The organism is Streptomyces achromogenes, assembly GCF_030816715.1.
Classification (GTDB): domain Bacteria; phylum Actinomycetota; class Actinomycetes; order Streptomycetales; family Streptomycetaceae; genus Streptomyces; species Streptomyces achromogenes_A.
In genome coordinates this window covers 4,391,141-4,405,066 of record NZ_JAUSYH010000001.1, presented here as the reverse complement: position 1 = coordinate 4,405,066, position 13,926 = coordinate 4,391,141, and the positions used below count along the sequence as shown (strand labels likewise).

The 13,926-nt window shown below is 73.6% G+C and carries 12 protein-coding genes; 3 read left to right on the top strand and 9 right to left on the bottom strand.

Annotated elements, in window-relative coordinates:
* Positions 1-103 precede the first annotated feature (103 nt).
* The 6 genes from efeB to QF032_RS19720 all read right to left on the bottom strand — a co-directional run bounded on the left by efeB (position 104) and on the right by QF032_RS19720 (position 6,712).
* Positions 104-1,459, bottom strand: coding sequence for an iron uptake transporter deferrochelatase/peroxidase subunit (efeB, locus tag QF032_RS19745; RefSeq protein ID WP_307056860.1), 1,356 nt, complete (start codon positions 1,457-1,459; stop codon positions 104-106).
* A gap of 7 nt (positions 1,460-1,466) precedes the next feature.
* On the bottom strand, positions 1,467-3,569 hold the full coding sequence (locus QF032_RS19740; protein WP_307056858.1) for a copper resistance CopC/CopD family protein: 2,103 nt from the start codon (positions 3,567-3,569) through the stop codon (positions 1,467-1,469).
* 13 nt (positions 3,570-3,582) lie between these two features.
* Positions 3,583-4,074: a copper chaperone PCu(A)C gene (locus QF032_RS19735; protein WP_307056857.1), complete on the bottom strand. Its 492-nt coding sequence runs from the start codon at positions 4,072-4,074 to the stop codon at positions 3,583-3,585.
* A gap of 65 nt (positions 4,075-4,139) precedes the next feature.
* Positions 4,140-4,784: an SCO family protein gene (locus QF032_RS19730; RefSeq protein WP_307044393.1), complete on the bottom strand. Its 645-nt coding sequence runs from the start codon at positions 4,782-4,784 to the stop codon at positions 4,140-4,142.
* A 139-nt stretch (positions 4,785-4,923) separates the two neighbouring features.
* Positions 4,924-5,694, bottom strand: coding sequence for a YcnI family copper-binding membrane protein (locus QF032_RS19725; RefSeq protein WP_307056855.1), 771 nt, complete (start codon positions 5,692-5,694; stop codon positions 4,924-4,926).
* Positions 5,695-5,812: 118 nt separating this feature from the next.
* The gene (locus QF032_RS19720) at positions 5,813-6,712 is read right to left on the bottom strand and encodes a hypothetical protein (RefSeq protein WP_307056853.1); all 900 of its coding nucleotides are present in this window, start codon (positions 6,710-6,712) and stop codon (positions 5,813-5,815) included.
* A gap of 241 nt (positions 6,713-6,953) precedes the next feature.
* Between QF032_RS19720 and QF032_RS19715 the strand changes: the two genes are divergently transcribed.
* The 3 genes from QF032_RS19715 to QF032_RS19705 all read left to right on the top strand — a co-directional run bounded on the left by QF032_RS19715 (position 6,954) and on the right by QF032_RS19705 (position 9,424).
* The gene (locus QF032_RS19715; protein ID WP_307056851.1) at positions 6,954-7,409 is read left to right on the top strand and encodes an ATP-binding protein; all 456 of its coding nucleotides are present in this window, start codon (positions 6,954-6,956) and stop codon (positions 7,407-7,409) included.
* 210 nt (positions 7,410-7,619) lie between these two features.
* Positions 7,620-8,582, top strand: a complete 963-nt coding sequence (locus QF032_RS19710) for an intradiol ring-cleavage dioxygenase (RefSeq protein WP_307056849.1) — start codon at positions 7,620-7,622, stop codon at positions 8,580-8,582.
* A gap of 8 nt (positions 8,583-8,590) precedes the next feature.
* Positions 8,591-9,424: a triphosphoribosyl-dephospho-CoA synthase gene (locus QF032_RS19705; RefSeq protein ID WP_307056847.1), complete on the top strand. Its 834-nt coding sequence runs from the start codon at positions 8,591-8,593 to the stop codon at positions 9,422-9,424.
* 63 nt (positions 9,425-9,487) lie between these two features.
* On the opposite strand, the gene QF032_RS19700 is transcribed toward QF032_RS19705, so the two are convergent.
* From QF032_RS19700 to QF032_RS19690, 3 genes are all read right to left on the bottom strand, one after another.
* Positions 9,488-10,798 carry an MFS transporter gene (locus tag QF032_RS19700; RefSeq protein WP_307056844.1) on the bottom strand — a complete coding sequence of 437 codons (1,311 nt, stop codon included), beginning with the start codon at positions 10,796-10,798 and terminating at the stop codon, positions 9,488-9,490.
* A gap of 67 nt (positions 10,799-10,865) precedes the next feature.
* Positions 10,866-12,233, bottom strand: a complete 1,368-nt coding sequence (gene pdxR / locus QF032_RS19695) for a MocR-like pyridoxine biosynthesis transcription factor PdxR (protein ID WP_307056842.1) — start codon at positions 12,231-12,233, stop codon at positions 10,866-10,868.
* 130 nt (positions 12,234-12,363) lie between these two features.
* Positions 12,364-13,857, bottom strand: a complete 1,494-nt coding sequence (locus QF032_RS19690) for an aminopeptidase P family protein (protein WP_306950389.1) — start codon at positions 13,855-13,857, stop codon at positions 12,364-12,366.
* Positions 13,858-13,926: the final 69 nt, after the last annotated feature.

Genomic DNA, 13,926 nt, shown 5'->3' with positions numbered 1-13,926 from the left:
GGCGTAACCTCCCGCGACCGCCGCGACCGCCGCGACCGCCGCGACCGCCGCGACCGCCGCGACCGCCGGTCTTCCTCGTCGAGCCGGGTGCGGACCGCCCGGCTCACGCCTCCAGCAGTCGCTGCCCCACGTACTCGCCCTTCGCCGCCCCGCCCGGCACCGCGAACAGTCCGCTCGACTCATGGCGGATGTACTGCGACAGGGCGTCCCCGCGGTCGAGCTTGCGCTGCACGGTGACGAAACCGCGCACCGGGTCCGCCTGCCAGCAGACGAACAGCAGGCCGGCGTCCGGAGTGCCGTCCGGGTCGATGCCGTCGTGGTAGGAGAAGGGGCGCCGCAGCATCGCCGCGCCGCCGTTCTGGTCGGGGCGGGTGATGCGAGCGTGCGCGTTGAGCGGCACGACCAGATCCCCGTTCGCGTCCGTCTTCTCCAGGTCCATCTCGGTCGTCTCGGTGCCCCCCGACAGCGCCGCTCCGTCAGCCTTCCGGCGTCCGATGACCTGCTCCTGCGCCTTCAGCGACAGCTTCTCCCAGTCGTCGAGGAGCATCCGGATCCGGCGGACGACGGCGTAGGAGCCGTTCGCCATCCACGCCGGGTCCTTCCCGCTGTCCGCCGGGACGAAGATGCGCTCGTCGAAGTCGGACTCGGACGGCTTGGGGTTGCGGGTCCCGTCCATCTGCCCCATCAGGTTGCGGGCCGTCATGGGGTGGGCGGTCGCACCCGGCGTCCGGTTGAAGCCGTTCATCTGCCAGCGGACCTTCGCCGCGCTCCCCGCGTCCTTCTGGATCGCCCGGAGGGCGTGGAAGGCGACCAGGGCGTCGTCCGCGCCGATCTGCACCCAGAGGTCGCCGTTGCTGCGGGTCGCGTCGAGATGGTCGGAGGAGAAGGCGGGAAGCGGGTCCAGAGCGACCGGGCGTTGTTTCTCCAGCCCGGTGCGGGTGAAGAAGCTGTTGCCGAAACCGAAGGTGACCGTCAGCGAGGACGGTCCGGCGTCCCGGGCCACATCCGTGTCGTCGTGTGCGGTCGCCTCGCCCGCCATCAGCCGCCGGGCCGTCTCCGACCAGCGGCGCAACAGCGCGGCCGCCTCCTTGCGCCCGGCGCCGGCCGCGAGGTCGAAGGCGACGAGGTGGCCGCGGGCTTGGAGGCCCTGGGTGATGCCGGGCTGATGTTTCACGTGGAACATCGCCTGCCCCGCCCCGACCGACGACAACGGCGTAGCCCGGGCGGGAGCCGTCGCGTATCCCGCGGCCGCGCCTGCCGCGCCGAGGACGAGTCCGGAGGCGCCGGCCGCGCCGAGCAGTCGGCGTCGCGTCAGGTCCTTGGCGGGGGACTCCGCCGAGGCGGGCCGCTGGGCGCTCTCGCCGTCCGGGCCGGCGGCGGGGGCAGGGGATTCCGGCGCGCGGGCCCGGGTGGAACGGGTCGCGGGGGTGGGCGCCTCGGGGAGGGACTGGTCGGGCATGTGGGGGTCAGCCGATCTGCGCGTTCTTGGAGACGGTCACCTGGTCGATGTCGGAGGTCCGCACGGTCACGGCGATCTTCCATTCGCCGGCCAAGGGGATCTGCACGCCGTTCGCCGACCAGTGGCCGGTGGTGATGTGGTCGGGGGCGACGGGCAGCGGCCCGATGCTCTTGGCCTCGAGGGTGAAGGCGACCTTCACCTCGGGCACGTCGAAGGCACGGCCGTTGGGCCGCGTCACGTACACGTGCATCTCGTTTGCCCCGGCGCGTGCGGGATCGAGGTCCACACTCACCACGCCCTTGCCGTCGGTGCCGCCGGTGTCGAACGGCATGTCCAGGGTCAGGGCGCCCGAGGAGGAGTCCGCCGCGGAGGCCGAGGACGAGGCGGACCGGGTGGCCCTGGCGGCGTCCTGCTCCGTACGGCCCGGCTCGGTCGACGTCAGGACGGTGGTGACGGCGAGCAGGACGACGGCGACGGCGGTCTCGGCGAGCACCGAGCGGCGCAGGCCGAATCGTTCGCCGTCCGCGTCCCGCAGCCGCTTCTGCCGTGCCGTGTCCACGGCTGCCCGCTGACGGGCCAGCTGTGCGGCCCGCTCCCCGCTTTCGGATCCGGCCGTCCCGGCGTCCCCGGAACCGTTCTTCTCCTTGCCCTGTGAGCCCTGTGAGCCCTTGGCGGGCTTGGGGCTCTCGACGCTTCCGGCGGTGTCGCCCGAGGCCGCCGCGGCCGCACCGCCGCTTCCCCCGGCAGCCGCCGGGACACGCTCTTTCCCGCGCGCGGACTGTCTGGACCCGGATTGTCCGGACGCGGGCTTCCCGGACGCGGGCTCCCCGGCGGCCGAGGTCCCGGGGGCGGACTTGCGAACCGCCGTCTCGGTGGCCGTCGGAACCGCCAGTCGAGCCGTCCACCGACGGGAGATCCAGGCGATGCCGACGAGCAGCGCCACGAGCCCGATCTTGACGAGCAGCAGCTGCCCGTAGCGGGTGTCGGTGAACGCGGACCAGGAGCCGAGCTGACGCCAGGACTGGTAGACGCCGGTGGCGACCACGACGAGGACGCTGCCGAAGGCGACCTGGGAGAAGCGCCGCACGGCGGCGGCGTCGACGGGACGGTCGGCGGGCGCGCGGTACAGCGCGACGAGCAGGGCGGCGAGCCCGCCGAGCCAGGTCGCGACCGCCAGCAGGTGCAGCACGTCGACCGGCATCGCGATGCCCGGCTGCAGTCCGGTCGAGGCGTGCTCGGCCATGGCCCAGCTCGCCGCGAGTCCGGCTGCCACGACGGTTCCGCCGATGGCGAGCCCGAAGGTCAGGTCCCGCTTCTCCTCGTCCTCCCGCTTGTCGTAGGCGCCGAAGAGCACGGCGATGAACAGGGCGGCCGCGGCGAGCAGCAGCAGCCGGGAGACCAGGGCGGCGCCGGTCTTGGTCTGCAGGGCCTCCCCCAGGAGGTCGAGGTCGAAGACGTCGCCGAGCGTGCCCGAGCGGCTGTAGGAACCGCGCAGGAGCAGCAGGAACAGGGTGGCCGCGGTCATCGCGAGCCAGCCGGAGACGACGAGCCGCTGCAGGGACCGCAATCCGGTGCCGCGCTGCCAGCAGGCCAGCACGAAGGCGGCCCCGCCGACCATCACGAGGAACCCGGCGTACGACACGTACCGGCCGAAGCCGTACAGGCGGCCGACGACACCGCCGCCGGCCCCCTGGTCGGACACCGAGACGCTGGTCTCGGAGGGGGAGCCGATGGAGAAGGTGTAGGCGCCGGCGACGGGATGGCTGTCGGCGGAGACCACCTGGTAGGTCACGGTGTACGTGCCGTCGGGCAGCCCCGAGTGCAGCTGGACGGCGTAGGTGGTGCCGCTGACCTCGGAGGGCTTGCCGTCGTCGACCCGGGCGCCCTTGGGGTCCAGGACGCGCAGGGAGTCGTCGTTCATCGAGACGGTCTCGGAGAAGGTCAGCGTCACCTGCGTGGGAGCCTTGTCGACCACCACCCCCTGCGCGGGGTCGCTGCCGGTCAGCGCGGCGTGCGCGGAGGCGGGTCCGGCGCCGGCGAGGAGCACGCCGGCGACCGCCAGGAACAGCAGCACGAGCATCCGGACGCGCGGGGCGATGGTCTGCGTCAAGGTGGTCCCTCCCTCAGTGGCCGGTCGTCGGGTCGTACGTGGCGGATTTCACCGGGATCTCGACCTCGAGAGGGTCGGACGAGGCGAAGTGGAGTTCGACGGTCACCTTCGCGCCCTGCACCGGCTTGCTCTTCAGCATCTCGAACATCAGGTGGTTTCCGCCGCTCTTGAACACGAGTTGACCGTGCGCGGGGACGTCGAGGGAGGCGACCTCCTCCATCGACGTCCCGACGGTCTCGTGGAGGGTGACGCTGCCCGCCGCGGTGCTGGTGACGGACGTCAGCTCGTCCTTCGCGTCGCCCTTGTTGACGACGGTCAGGAAACCGGCCGCCATGGTGGCGGAGACGGGCTGCGGAATGTAGGCGTCACGGACGGACAGTTCCGCCCGGCCGTCCGCGTCCGATCCGCACCCCGCCAGCAGCAGCGTCCCGGCGACGACCGCGCAGGACGCGGCGAGCGACCGCGCCCGCCCCGCCCGGCCGGACCTTGTCCGGCCGACCCTCATCCTGCCGGACCCCACCCGACCGGACCCCACCCGACCGGACCTCTCCCGGCCCGGGGGTGCCGGACTCACGGGTTCTCGCCCTTGATGATCTTGGGTAGGTCCTTGATGTAGTCGTCGACCTTGGCGTTCTCGCCGTACAGCAGGTAGCCGCCGTTCGTCTTCGGGGAGAAGGCGACGACCTGGGTGCCGTGGGTGGAGACGATCTTGCCGTTCTTGTCCTTGTGCGGCGCCTCGACGGAGATGCCGAGCGAGCGGGCGGCGGCCTGGATCGTCGCGAACTTCCCGGTGAGACCGACGACCTGGGGATCGATGCCCTTCAGCCAGGCGCCGAGCGCGGCCGGGGTGTCGCGGTCCGGGTCCGTGGTGACGAACACGACGCGCAGCTCGTCCTGCTCCGCCTTGGGCAGCTGCTTCTTGGCGACGGCGATGTTGCTCATCGTCAGCGGGCAGACGTCCGGGCAGTTGGTGTAGCCGAAGTAGACCAGCGTCGGGTGGCCGTCCGTCTCCTTGCGGAGGTCGTACGCTGCGCCCCGGGTGTCGGTGAGGACCAGGGCGGGCTTGGCGAAGGGCTGGTCGAGCACGGTCGCGGCCTGCTGCTTGCCCTCCTCGGAGACCACGGCCACGGGGCTCGTGCCGTCGTCGCTGCCGCAGGCGGAAAGGGTGAGGGTGGCGGCGAACAGCGCGGCCACGGCGAATGTCTTCTTGCGCATAGAAAAATGTCCCAGATGTGTGAAATCGGGCGGGCGCCGGGTGTACGGAGAGAGCGCCGGCCGAGCCGTGCACCCCGGTCGCACGCCGTCGAGGAGCCGGCGCGGGCGGTGGTGGTGGCCGCCCGCGCCGACCGGGGGCTCAGGCCTGGGTCGTGGTCCGGCGGCGGCCGGCGAGCACGCCGTACGCCACACCGGCGATGCCGACGACGATGCCGACCACGCCGAGGACGCGGGCCGTGGTGTCGCTGGCGTCCCCGTCGGAGGCGGCCGCGGTCGTCTTGGCGGCGGCCTTGGCGTCGTCGGACTCCTCAGCGGCGTCCGAGGCGGTCGTGCCGTGGTGGCCCTTCTCGGACGCGGCGGTCAGGGCGAGCACCGGGGCCGGGTTCTCCGGCTCTTCCGCGCCGTCCCCCTGGACCTCGATCCAGCGCACGACCTCCTTGTTGGAGTACGTCTGGATCGCCTTGAAGACCAGTTCGTCGGCGTCCTCGGGCAGCGCGCCCACGGAGACCGGGAACTTCTGGAAGAAGCCCGGCTTGACGCCGTCGCCGGTGGCGGTCCAGGTGATCTTGGAGACCGCCTCGGAGATCTGCTTGCCGTGCAGCTCGATGGGCTTGGCGAGCTTGGCCTTGGTGACCTGGATCGTCCAGCCGTTGATCGGCTCCGGCATCGCGGAGGCCAGCGGGTGGTCGGTCGGGAAGGCGACCTCGAGCTTGGTGGTCGAGGCGTTGTCCCGCTCGTTGGGAACCTTGAAGTCGACGACCGCGTAGCCGCCCTTCGCGGCGGCGCCCTCGGCGGCGACGCTGACGTGCGCGAAGGCGGGCGAGGACAGGACGAGCACGGCGCAACCGGCGGCAGCGCCGGCGGCGGCGACCCGGCAGGCGGTACGGGAAGCGAAACGTGAGGCCTTCATGACAGCGAGCACTCCACTCTGAGTGAGTCCGAGGGTGAGGCGCGGGCACGCGGGTGCGTACGCGCGGGTGCCGCGCGACGGCGGCCGCCCCCGGGTGTGGAGTGCTGGTCGTGTCGCGTCAGGCAGTGAGGACGAGTACGGACCCGTCCGGCGGACCTCGTCTGATCACCGAGTGCTGGAGTGCGATGGTCCGGGGTGAGTCCGGCGTGAGGAGAGCGGTGCGCGGGAGGCGCACTCCCGTGCCCGGCGCGGCGGGCAGCCCCGCGAGCAGGGCACGCACCAGCGCGAGCGCTCCGCGCAGGGACCGCACGAGCGCCCCCTCGGCGACTCCGTGGGCGGACAGGGCGAGCAGGCGCAGCAGAGCCGTGTCGCCGCGCCGCAGCAGCCACCCGGCGGCGACGGCCGCGAGGACGTGGCCGAGCACCATGGGCAGCGACGGCAGCGGCGACATCGTCGAGCCGGCGGTGGCGAGGGCGTCCGCGGGATGCCGCATCGAGCCCATCCCGCTCATCCCGTGCATGCCGCTCATACCCGTGCCGCCCGTGCCGCCGCCGGGGGAGTAGAGCCGCGCGTCGACGAGCATCTTCTGGGCCTGGGCCGGACTGATCGGCGCCGCCGTGGCCCCGCACACCAGCCGGGCCGCCCGTTCGACGAGCGAGGCGTCGGACGCGGACAGTGCGGCGGAGGCGGAAGCGGAGGAAACGGAACGAGTAACAGACGTCGACGCGTCGGCGGAGACGGAGGCGGCGTGCTGCCCGAGCCCGAACAGGGCGTGCAGCACGGTCTGTCCGACCGCGAGAAGCGCGGCGATGCCCGGCAGCGAGCGTGCGCGTCCCGCGAGCGGCGCCGCCACCGCGAGCACGGCCAGGAAGCCGGCGCCCAGGGTCCACAGCGGAACGGCGGCGCAGGAGGCCGTCGTGTGCCCGACCGCGGCCAGCACGACGCAGACCGCGGCGAACACCGCGGCCCGCAGCAGCCGGAGATCGCGACCGGAGCGCGCGCTGGAGGGGGCAGTCATGGCGGGCTCATCATCGCACTGGCCGCACCGCCGCCCTACGGCAGGTCCACACGATCCACACGATACGGAAGATCATCTTCTGTGGTGAGTGGTGTGACTGATGCCGCTGCGTCCCACATACACCGATTCCCTGCCTGCGGGCATCCCCCATATGGGCGGCATCACGCGGAATTCACGCTTACATACGGCTGCGGGCGGCAATACGTATCGGTATGTCGAGCCGCAGCCAGGAGGCTGGAGCATGAGCATCTGGTGGTCACTCCATCTGCGGCGCGAAGCCGCGAGCGTGCCGCTCGCCCGCCGCCTGCTGCTCGGCACGATGGAGACGGCGGGCGTCGATCCCGACGTCAGCTACGACCTCTCCATCGCCCTCAGCGAGGCCTGCGCCAACGCCGTCGAGCACGGCGGGGACACCGCGATCGGCGGCTGTTCCGAGGCGTACCGGGTGACGGCCTACCTCGACGGCGAGACGTGCCGCATCGAGGTCGCCGACTCGGGCCCCGGATTCGTCGGCGAGCGCCCCGCTCCCGCGCCGGTGCGCACGAACGCCGACGCCGAGCAGGGCCGGGGCCTGTTCCTCATCCAGGAGCTCGCCGACCACGTCCACATCGGCAACAAGCCGGGCCTCGGCGGGGCGGTCGTGAGTTTCGACAAGATCCTGAAGTGGCGCAAGGACGCCCCGCTGATGGCCGTGTGAGCCCACAGCGCGGTGCGAGTGGGCAGGGCGGTGCGAGCCGACGCCGTGTGCCGGCGGCACCCGTGTGCGCGCCCTTGTGCGTGGGCGGCGTCCACTCTTCGGACCGTCAGACCCGCCAGGCGGACCGGTACTTGAGGTCTCCCGGCGCTCACAGGTTCCTCTCAGCGGGCTTTCAGCCCACTGACGGGCGGCGTTCCTACCTTCATGCCCATGACGGGACTTCACCAGGACACCTCCATCACCCGGCGGCGCGCCCTCGCGGTCACCGGCGGCACGGTCGCGGCCGGCGGACTCGCCGCCGCCGGCTACCAGGCCGCCTTCGCCGACACCGGCACGACGACCGGCACCACGGCCGGCACCACGGCCGGCACGACTGCCGGGGCGAGCGCGTCGGCCTCCGCCGGTTCGACCGCCGGCGCCTGCATGACCCTGATGACGAGCGTCACGGAGGGGCCCTACTACCTGGACGGCGCCCTGGTGCGCAAGGACATCACCGAGGGCAAGAGCGGAGTGCCGCTGACCCTGCGGCTCACCGTCGTCGACGCCACCGACGGCTGCACCCCGGTCGCGGGCGCGGCCGTCGAGATCTGGCACTGCGACGCCTGGGGCTACTACTCCGGCTACACCACCGCCAACCCCGGCGGTTCCGCGCCGGCGGAGAGCGAGGACGGTTCCACCGCGAACGACGGCACGTATCTGCGCGGCTATCAGATCGCCAACGCCAACGGGGTCGTCAAGTTCGAGACGATCTTCCCCGGCTGGTACACGCCCCGCACCTGCCACATCCACCTCAAGGTGCACACCGGCGGCCAGAAGGAGGACGGCACCTACGAGGGCGGCAAGGTCAACCACACCGGCCAGTTGTTCTTCCCCGACGACGTCGCCGAGGAGATCTTCGCCCTGGAGCCGTACGCCAAGCACACCGGCAGCTACACCGTGCTCGCCGACGACATGGTCTACGACGGCGGCGGCGCGTCCAGCGGGCTGCTGACGCTCAAGTCCGTCCACAAGGCCGACCCGGCCAAGGGCTACAAGGGGTCCCTCACCCTGGGCGTGGACCCCGACGCCGAGAACACCGGCGCGGGCGGTGGCGGCGGAGGCGGCACGCCCCCGGGCGGCGCCCCCACGGGAGCCCCGCCGAGCGGCGTCCCGACGGCGTCCGCGTCCTCCTGAGGCGGGTCATGCCCAGCCGTGAGGACGAGGCGCTCGCGCGGGCCGCGGTGGCCGCGCTGACGAGCCAGCTGGCACTGGCCCCCAAACCCGGCCTTCCCGATCCCCGCGACCTGGCCGCCCGGGCCACCCGCAGGGACCACCGCGGGCTGCGCTGGTCGGCCAAGGCGCTCGCACCCGGACTCGCGGCGATGGCCGCGGCCGCCCGCCGCACCGGCGAGCCGACGCCCCGCCTCCGCGCGGAGCTGGGCGCGATCGGACGGTGCACCGAGCACTCGGTGGGCCTCGCCGGCGGCGGCCACCGGGGCGCCCTGTGGACGCTCGGCCTGCTGGTGGCGGCGGCCGCCCTCGCCCCCCGGGCGCGGGGCGCCGAGGTCACCGCGACCGCCAAGCGGATCGCCGCGCACCCCGACCGGGCGGCCCCGCGACGGCCCTCACGGGGCGCGACGGTCTCGGCGACGTACGGCGCGGCCGGCGCCCGCGGTGAGGCCCGTGCCGGATTCCCGCATGTGCGCCGGGCGTTGGACGCCCTTGCGAGGGCGCGCACGGCCGGCGCCGGCGAGGCCGAGGCCCGCCTCGACGCGCTGCTCACCGTGATGTCGACCCTCCAGGACACCGAACTCCTGCACACCGCCGGCCCCTTGGGGCTGCGGCACGTCCAGGCGGGCGCCCGCGCGGTCCTCGACGCCGGCGGGACGTCGGCGGAAGCGGGCGCGAAGGCCCTGGTCGCCTTCGACACCGACCTCCACGCGCGCGCGTGGAGCCCCCGCGGCAGCGCGGGTCTCCTGTCGGGCGTCCTGTTCGTCGACTCCCTCCCGGCCGCCGCGGCGACGGGAGCCGCGTGAGGCGGTCACGGCACGTCCGGCCACCCCGTCCAACCCCCGTTGCCTCATCACCCCGTCACCCCGTCACCCTGTTGCCGGTGCCGGTGCCGGCACCCCGGCCGTCTCCGCGCACCGTCCTGCGGCGTCCCGTCCCGCCGCCGCCCTGCGTGCCGCCGGGCCCATGGCGTACGACGCCGCCACCGTCGCCGCGCCCAGCAGCAGCCAGCCCGGCGTGCCCCACTCGACCAACAGCCAGGTCAGGACCAGCGGGCCGAGGGTGCGGGCCACGGTGACACCCGTGCCGAACAGGCCCTGGTACTCGCCGACGCGGTCGGCCGGGGCCAGGTCGAAGGAGAGCTGCCAGGAACCCGCGGACTGCCCCATCTCCGCCGCCACCTGCAACACCGACCCCAGCACCAGCACGCCCGCCGCCACCCACGGGGACGCCCCCGCGGACAGGGCGAACACCGCGCAGGCGGCGCACATCACCCAGCCCGCGCGGCGCACCGCGCGCGTGGCGCTCTCCAGCCCGGTCACCCCGCGCGCCGCCCGTACCTGGAACACCGTCACCGCGGCCGTGTTGAGGACGAACAGCGCGGAGACCAGCCAGGCGGGCGCCCCGGTCCGCTCGGTGATCCACAGCGGCAGCACGAGGCTCAGCAGCGGCATCCGCAGCAGCAGCACGGTGTTGAGGAGCGCCACCAGCGCATAGGGACGGTCCCGGAGCACCCCCAGGCCGCTCCCGCGCCTCCCGCGCGGGCGGACCGGCCGAGGCTCCACCCGGGGCAGTGAGGCGAGCAGCAGCGCGCACACCAGGAAGCTCGCCGCGTCGACGGCGAACACGCCGAGGTACGCCTCCCGGGTGCCGGCGTGCAGCGCGAGACCGCCGAGCCCGGCGCCCACGGCCAGCCCCGCGTTCAGCGTCGCCTGCAGGCGCGCCAGCAGCCCCGTCCGCTCCGCGGCCGGCACCAGCCCGGCCAGGAGGGCCTGCCGGGCCGCCGCGAGCCCCGACTGGGCGGCCGCGTAGCCGCACGCCACGAGGACGAACGGCACGAACCCGCGCACCAGGGTGAAGGACGCCACCGCCAGCCCGGTCGCCAGCGCCAGCAGCACCGCCGTCCCCCGTGCCCCGTGCCGGTCGGCCAGCCGGCCCAGGGGCATCCCGGCCAGCGAGCCGACCGCCCACCCGAGGGTGAGACCGAGCCCCACGCGCGCGGGGGCGAGCCCGATCATCTGGGTGAAGTACAGGGCCGACGTCGTGTAGTACGCCCCGTCCCCGACCGAGTTGCTCAGCTGGGCGAGCGCGAGCAGGCGCCTGGGTCCGGTCCGCCGGGGGCGGGTCCGCTGGTGACCGGTCCGGTGAGGGCGAGTCGGCTGGTGGCGATTCTTCGGCATACCCATGACGCTAGAACCCGGGTGGGCCGCTCGACAGCACCAATCACGGCCCGGGAAAGTGGTCCAATCACTCCCCGTCCAGCACCTTCACCAGCACGTCCAGCGCCTGCGGGTAGACCCGCTCCCGGGGGGTGCCGTACCCGACGACCAGCCCCTGCGCGGGCCCGGCGCCGGGGGTGTGCCAGTGATCGCCGAGACGGCCCACCGCCAGCCCTTCGGCCTCCGCCCGGGCGATCGTCGCCGCCTCGTCGCCGACGTCCACCAGCGCGTGCAGTCCGGCCGCGATCCCGCGGACGCCCCGGCGTTTTCCCAGCCGTTCCAGCAGCATGTCCCGGCGGCGCCGGTAGCGCAGCCGGGAAGCGCGGACGTGCCGGTCGTAGGCGTGGCTGGCGATCAGCTCGGTGAGCGCCAGCTGGCCGATCGACTCGGTGTGGTGGTCGCTGTGCAGCTTGGCGTCCGCGACCGCGTCGACCAGGTGCGGCGGCAGCACCATCCAGCCGAGCCGCAGCGCGGGCCCGAGGGTCTTGGAGGCGGTGCCCAGATAGGCGACCTGTGCCGGCGCCATGCCCTGGAGCGCGCCCACCGGCTGCCGGTCGTAGCGGAACTCCCCGTCGTAGTCGTCCTCCACGATCAGCGCGTCGTGCGCGCGTGCCCACGCGGTGAGGGCGCGCCGCCGTCCCGGGGCCAGCGTCACGCCTGTGGGGTACTGGTGGGCGGGCGTGACGACCACGGCCCGGGCGTCGCCCAGGCCGGCGACGCGCACCCCCTGCTCGTCGACCGGCGCCGGCGTCACGGTTCCGCCGTTGCGCGTGACGACCTCGCGGTGGAAGGGCAGCCCCGGGTCCTCCATCGCGACCCGGCCGCCGTCCAGCACGCGCGTGAGGAGCGCGAGGCCCTGCACGTAGCCGGAGGTGACCACGATCCGCTCGGGCGGCGCGATGACGCCCCGCGCCCGCCCCAGGTACTCCGACAGCGCGGTGCGCAGCTCGATGCGGCCGCGCGGGTCGCCGTAGTCGTACGCGAGCGAGGGCGCCGTCGCGATGGCGCGGCGCAGCGCGCGCAGCCAGGCCGCCGCCGGGAACGTCCCGACGTCGGGGCTGCCGGGGCGCAGGTCGAAACGCGGCTCACGCGCGCGCGTGGCGGCGTCCAGTGGGTCGGGCGCGGCGGTCGGGAGGGCGGCGACCCGGGTCCCCGAGCCCTGCCGCGCCGTCAGATAGCCCTCGGCGACCAGCTGGTCATAGGCGGCCTTCACGGTGTTGCGGGAGATACCGGTCTCGGCCGCGAGCCGCCGGGTGGCCGGCAGCCGGCTCCCCGGCGCCAGCCGCCCCTCCCGCACGGCGTCCCGCAGCGCCCGCTCCAGCCCGCTCCGCCGCCCCTCGCCGCCGTCGGGCTCGAGATGCAGGTCGACGCCGACCCCGGACCAGAAATCGTTCACCAAGTCCCCCCTGGACCCTGGACGTGAAACCCCGGACGGTGCGGTCGCCCGGACACGGGAAGGGCCGGACACGGGAAGGGCCGGGCACTCACCGGTACCCGGCCCCGCTGCCCGGCCGTCGTCCGGACGGTCAGCCCTTCAGTGAAGCCATCCAGGCCTCGACCTCACCGGAGCGGCGCGGCAGGCCGTCCGACAGGTTCCGGTAGCCGTCCCGCGTGACGAGGATGTCGTCCTCGATGCGGACCCCGATCCCCCGGTACTCCTCCGGCACCGTCAGGTCGTCGGCCTGGAAGTACAGACCGGGCTCGACCGTGAGCACCATGCCGGGCTCCAGCGTGCCGTCGACGTACGACTCCACGCGCGCGGCGGCGCAGTCGTGGACGTCCATGCCGAGCATGTGACCGGTGCCGTGCAGCGTCCAGCGGCGCTGCAGACCGAGCTCGAGGACGCGCTCCACCGGGCCCTCGACCAGGCCCCACTCGACGAGCTTCGCGGTGAGCACGCGCTGTGCGGCGTCGTGGAAGTCGCGGTACTTGGCACCCGGCCGGACGGCCTCGATGCCGGCCTCCTGGGCCTCGTACACCGCGTCGTAGATCTTCTTCTGAATCTCGGTGAAGCGGCCGTCGACGGGCAGAGTGCGCGTGACGTCGGCGGTGTAGTACGTGTGCGTCTCGACGCCGGCGTCGAGCAGCAGCAGGTCGCCGGAGCGGACCGGGCCGTCGTTGCGCACCCAGTGCAGGGTGCAGGCGTGCGGGCCGGCCGCGGCGATCGTGCCGTAGCCGACGTCGTTGCCCTCCACGCGCGCGCGGAGGAAGAACGTGCCCTCGATGTACCGCTCGCTCGTGGCCCGGGCGGTGTCGAGGACCTTCACGACGTCCTCGAAGCCGCGGACGGTGGAGTCGACGGCCTTCTGCAGCTCGCCGATCTCGAAGTCGTCCTTGACCAGACGGGCCTCGGAGAGGAAGACGCGCAGCTCCTCGTCGCGTTCGGCGGTGACCTTGTCGGTCAGGGCCGCCTCGACGCCCGCGTCGTGACCGCGCACGACGCGCACCGGGCCGGTGGCCTCGCGCAGCCGGTCGGCCAGCTCGCGCACGTCGGAGGCCGGGATGCCGTACAGCTTCTCGGCCTCGGTGAGCGAGTGCCGGCGGCCGACCCACAGCTCGCCGTGGCCGGACAGCCAGAACTCGCCGTTCTCGCGGTCGGAACGCGGCAGCAGGTAGATCGTGGCCGTGTGGCCGTCGTCGACCGGCTCCAGCACCAGGACGCCGTCCTCGGTCTGGTTGCCGGTGAGGTACGCGTACTCGACGGAGGCGCGGAAGGCGTACTCGGTGTCGTTGGAACGGGTCTTCAGGTTGCCCGCCGGGATCACGAGTCGCTCGCCCGGGAAACGCGCGGAGAGGGCGGCGCGGCGGGCGGCGGTCTCGCCGGCCTGGGCGATCGGCTCCAGGTCGCGCAGCTCGGTGTCCGCCCAGCCGGACTTCATGTTCTCGGCCAGCTCGTCGGAGACGCCCGGGTACAGGCCGTTCTTCCGCTGCTTGACGGGCTCCTCGGGCTCAGTCTCCGGGCCCGCTGCGGTGGCAGCGTCATCCGGCGCAGCCGGGGTGGGCTCGTCGGCCATGGTCATCCTCCTAGATACGGCACTGGACCCCCTCCATCGTACGGTCGTACGGAAGGGGGCCCAGGCCCGAATGAC

Bases quoted from the DNA above. Each gene is read 5' to 3' on its own strand.
- QF032_RS19690 (WP_306950389.1), bottom strand. From the start codon at position 13,857: ATGACCATGGCCGACGAGCCCACCCCGGCTGCGCCGGATGACGCTGCC.
- QF032_RS19720 (WP_307056853.1), bottom strand. From the start codon at position 6,712: ATGACTGCCCCCTCCAGCGCGCGCTCCGGTCGCGATCTCCGGCTGCTG.
- QF032_RS19725 (WP_307056855.1), bottom strand. From the start codon at position 5,694: ATGAAGGCCTCACGTTTCGCTTCCCGTACCGCCTGCCGGGTCGCCGCC.
- efeB (WP_307056860.1), bottom strand. From the start codon at position 1,459: ATGCCCGACCAGTCCCTCCCCGAGGCGCCCACCCCCGCGACCCGTTCC.
- QF032_RS19735 (WP_307056857.1), bottom strand. From the start codon at position 4,074: ATGAGGGTCGGCCGGACAAGGTCCGGCCGGGCGGGGCGGGCGCGGTCG.
- QF032_RS19710 (WP_307056849.1), top strand. From the start codon at position 7,620: ATGACGGGACTTCACCAGGACACCTCCATCACCCGGCGGCGCGCCCTC.
- QF032_RS19705 (WP_307056847.1), top strand. From the start codon at position 8,591: ATGCCCAGCCGTGAGGACGAGGCGCTCGCGCGGGCCGCGGTGGCCGCG.
- QF032_RS19700 (WP_307056844.1), bottom strand. From the start codon at position 10,798: ATGCCGAAGAATCGCCACCAGCCGACTCGCCCTCACCGGACCGGTCAC.
- QF032_RS19715 (WP_307056851.1), top strand. From the start codon at position 6,954: ATGAGCATCTGGTGGTCACTCCATCTGCGGCGCGAAGCCGCGAGCGTG.
- QF032_RS19730 (WP_307044393.1), bottom strand. From the start codon at position 4,784: ATGCGCAAGAAGACATTCGCCGTGGCCGCGCTGTTCGCCGCCACCCTC.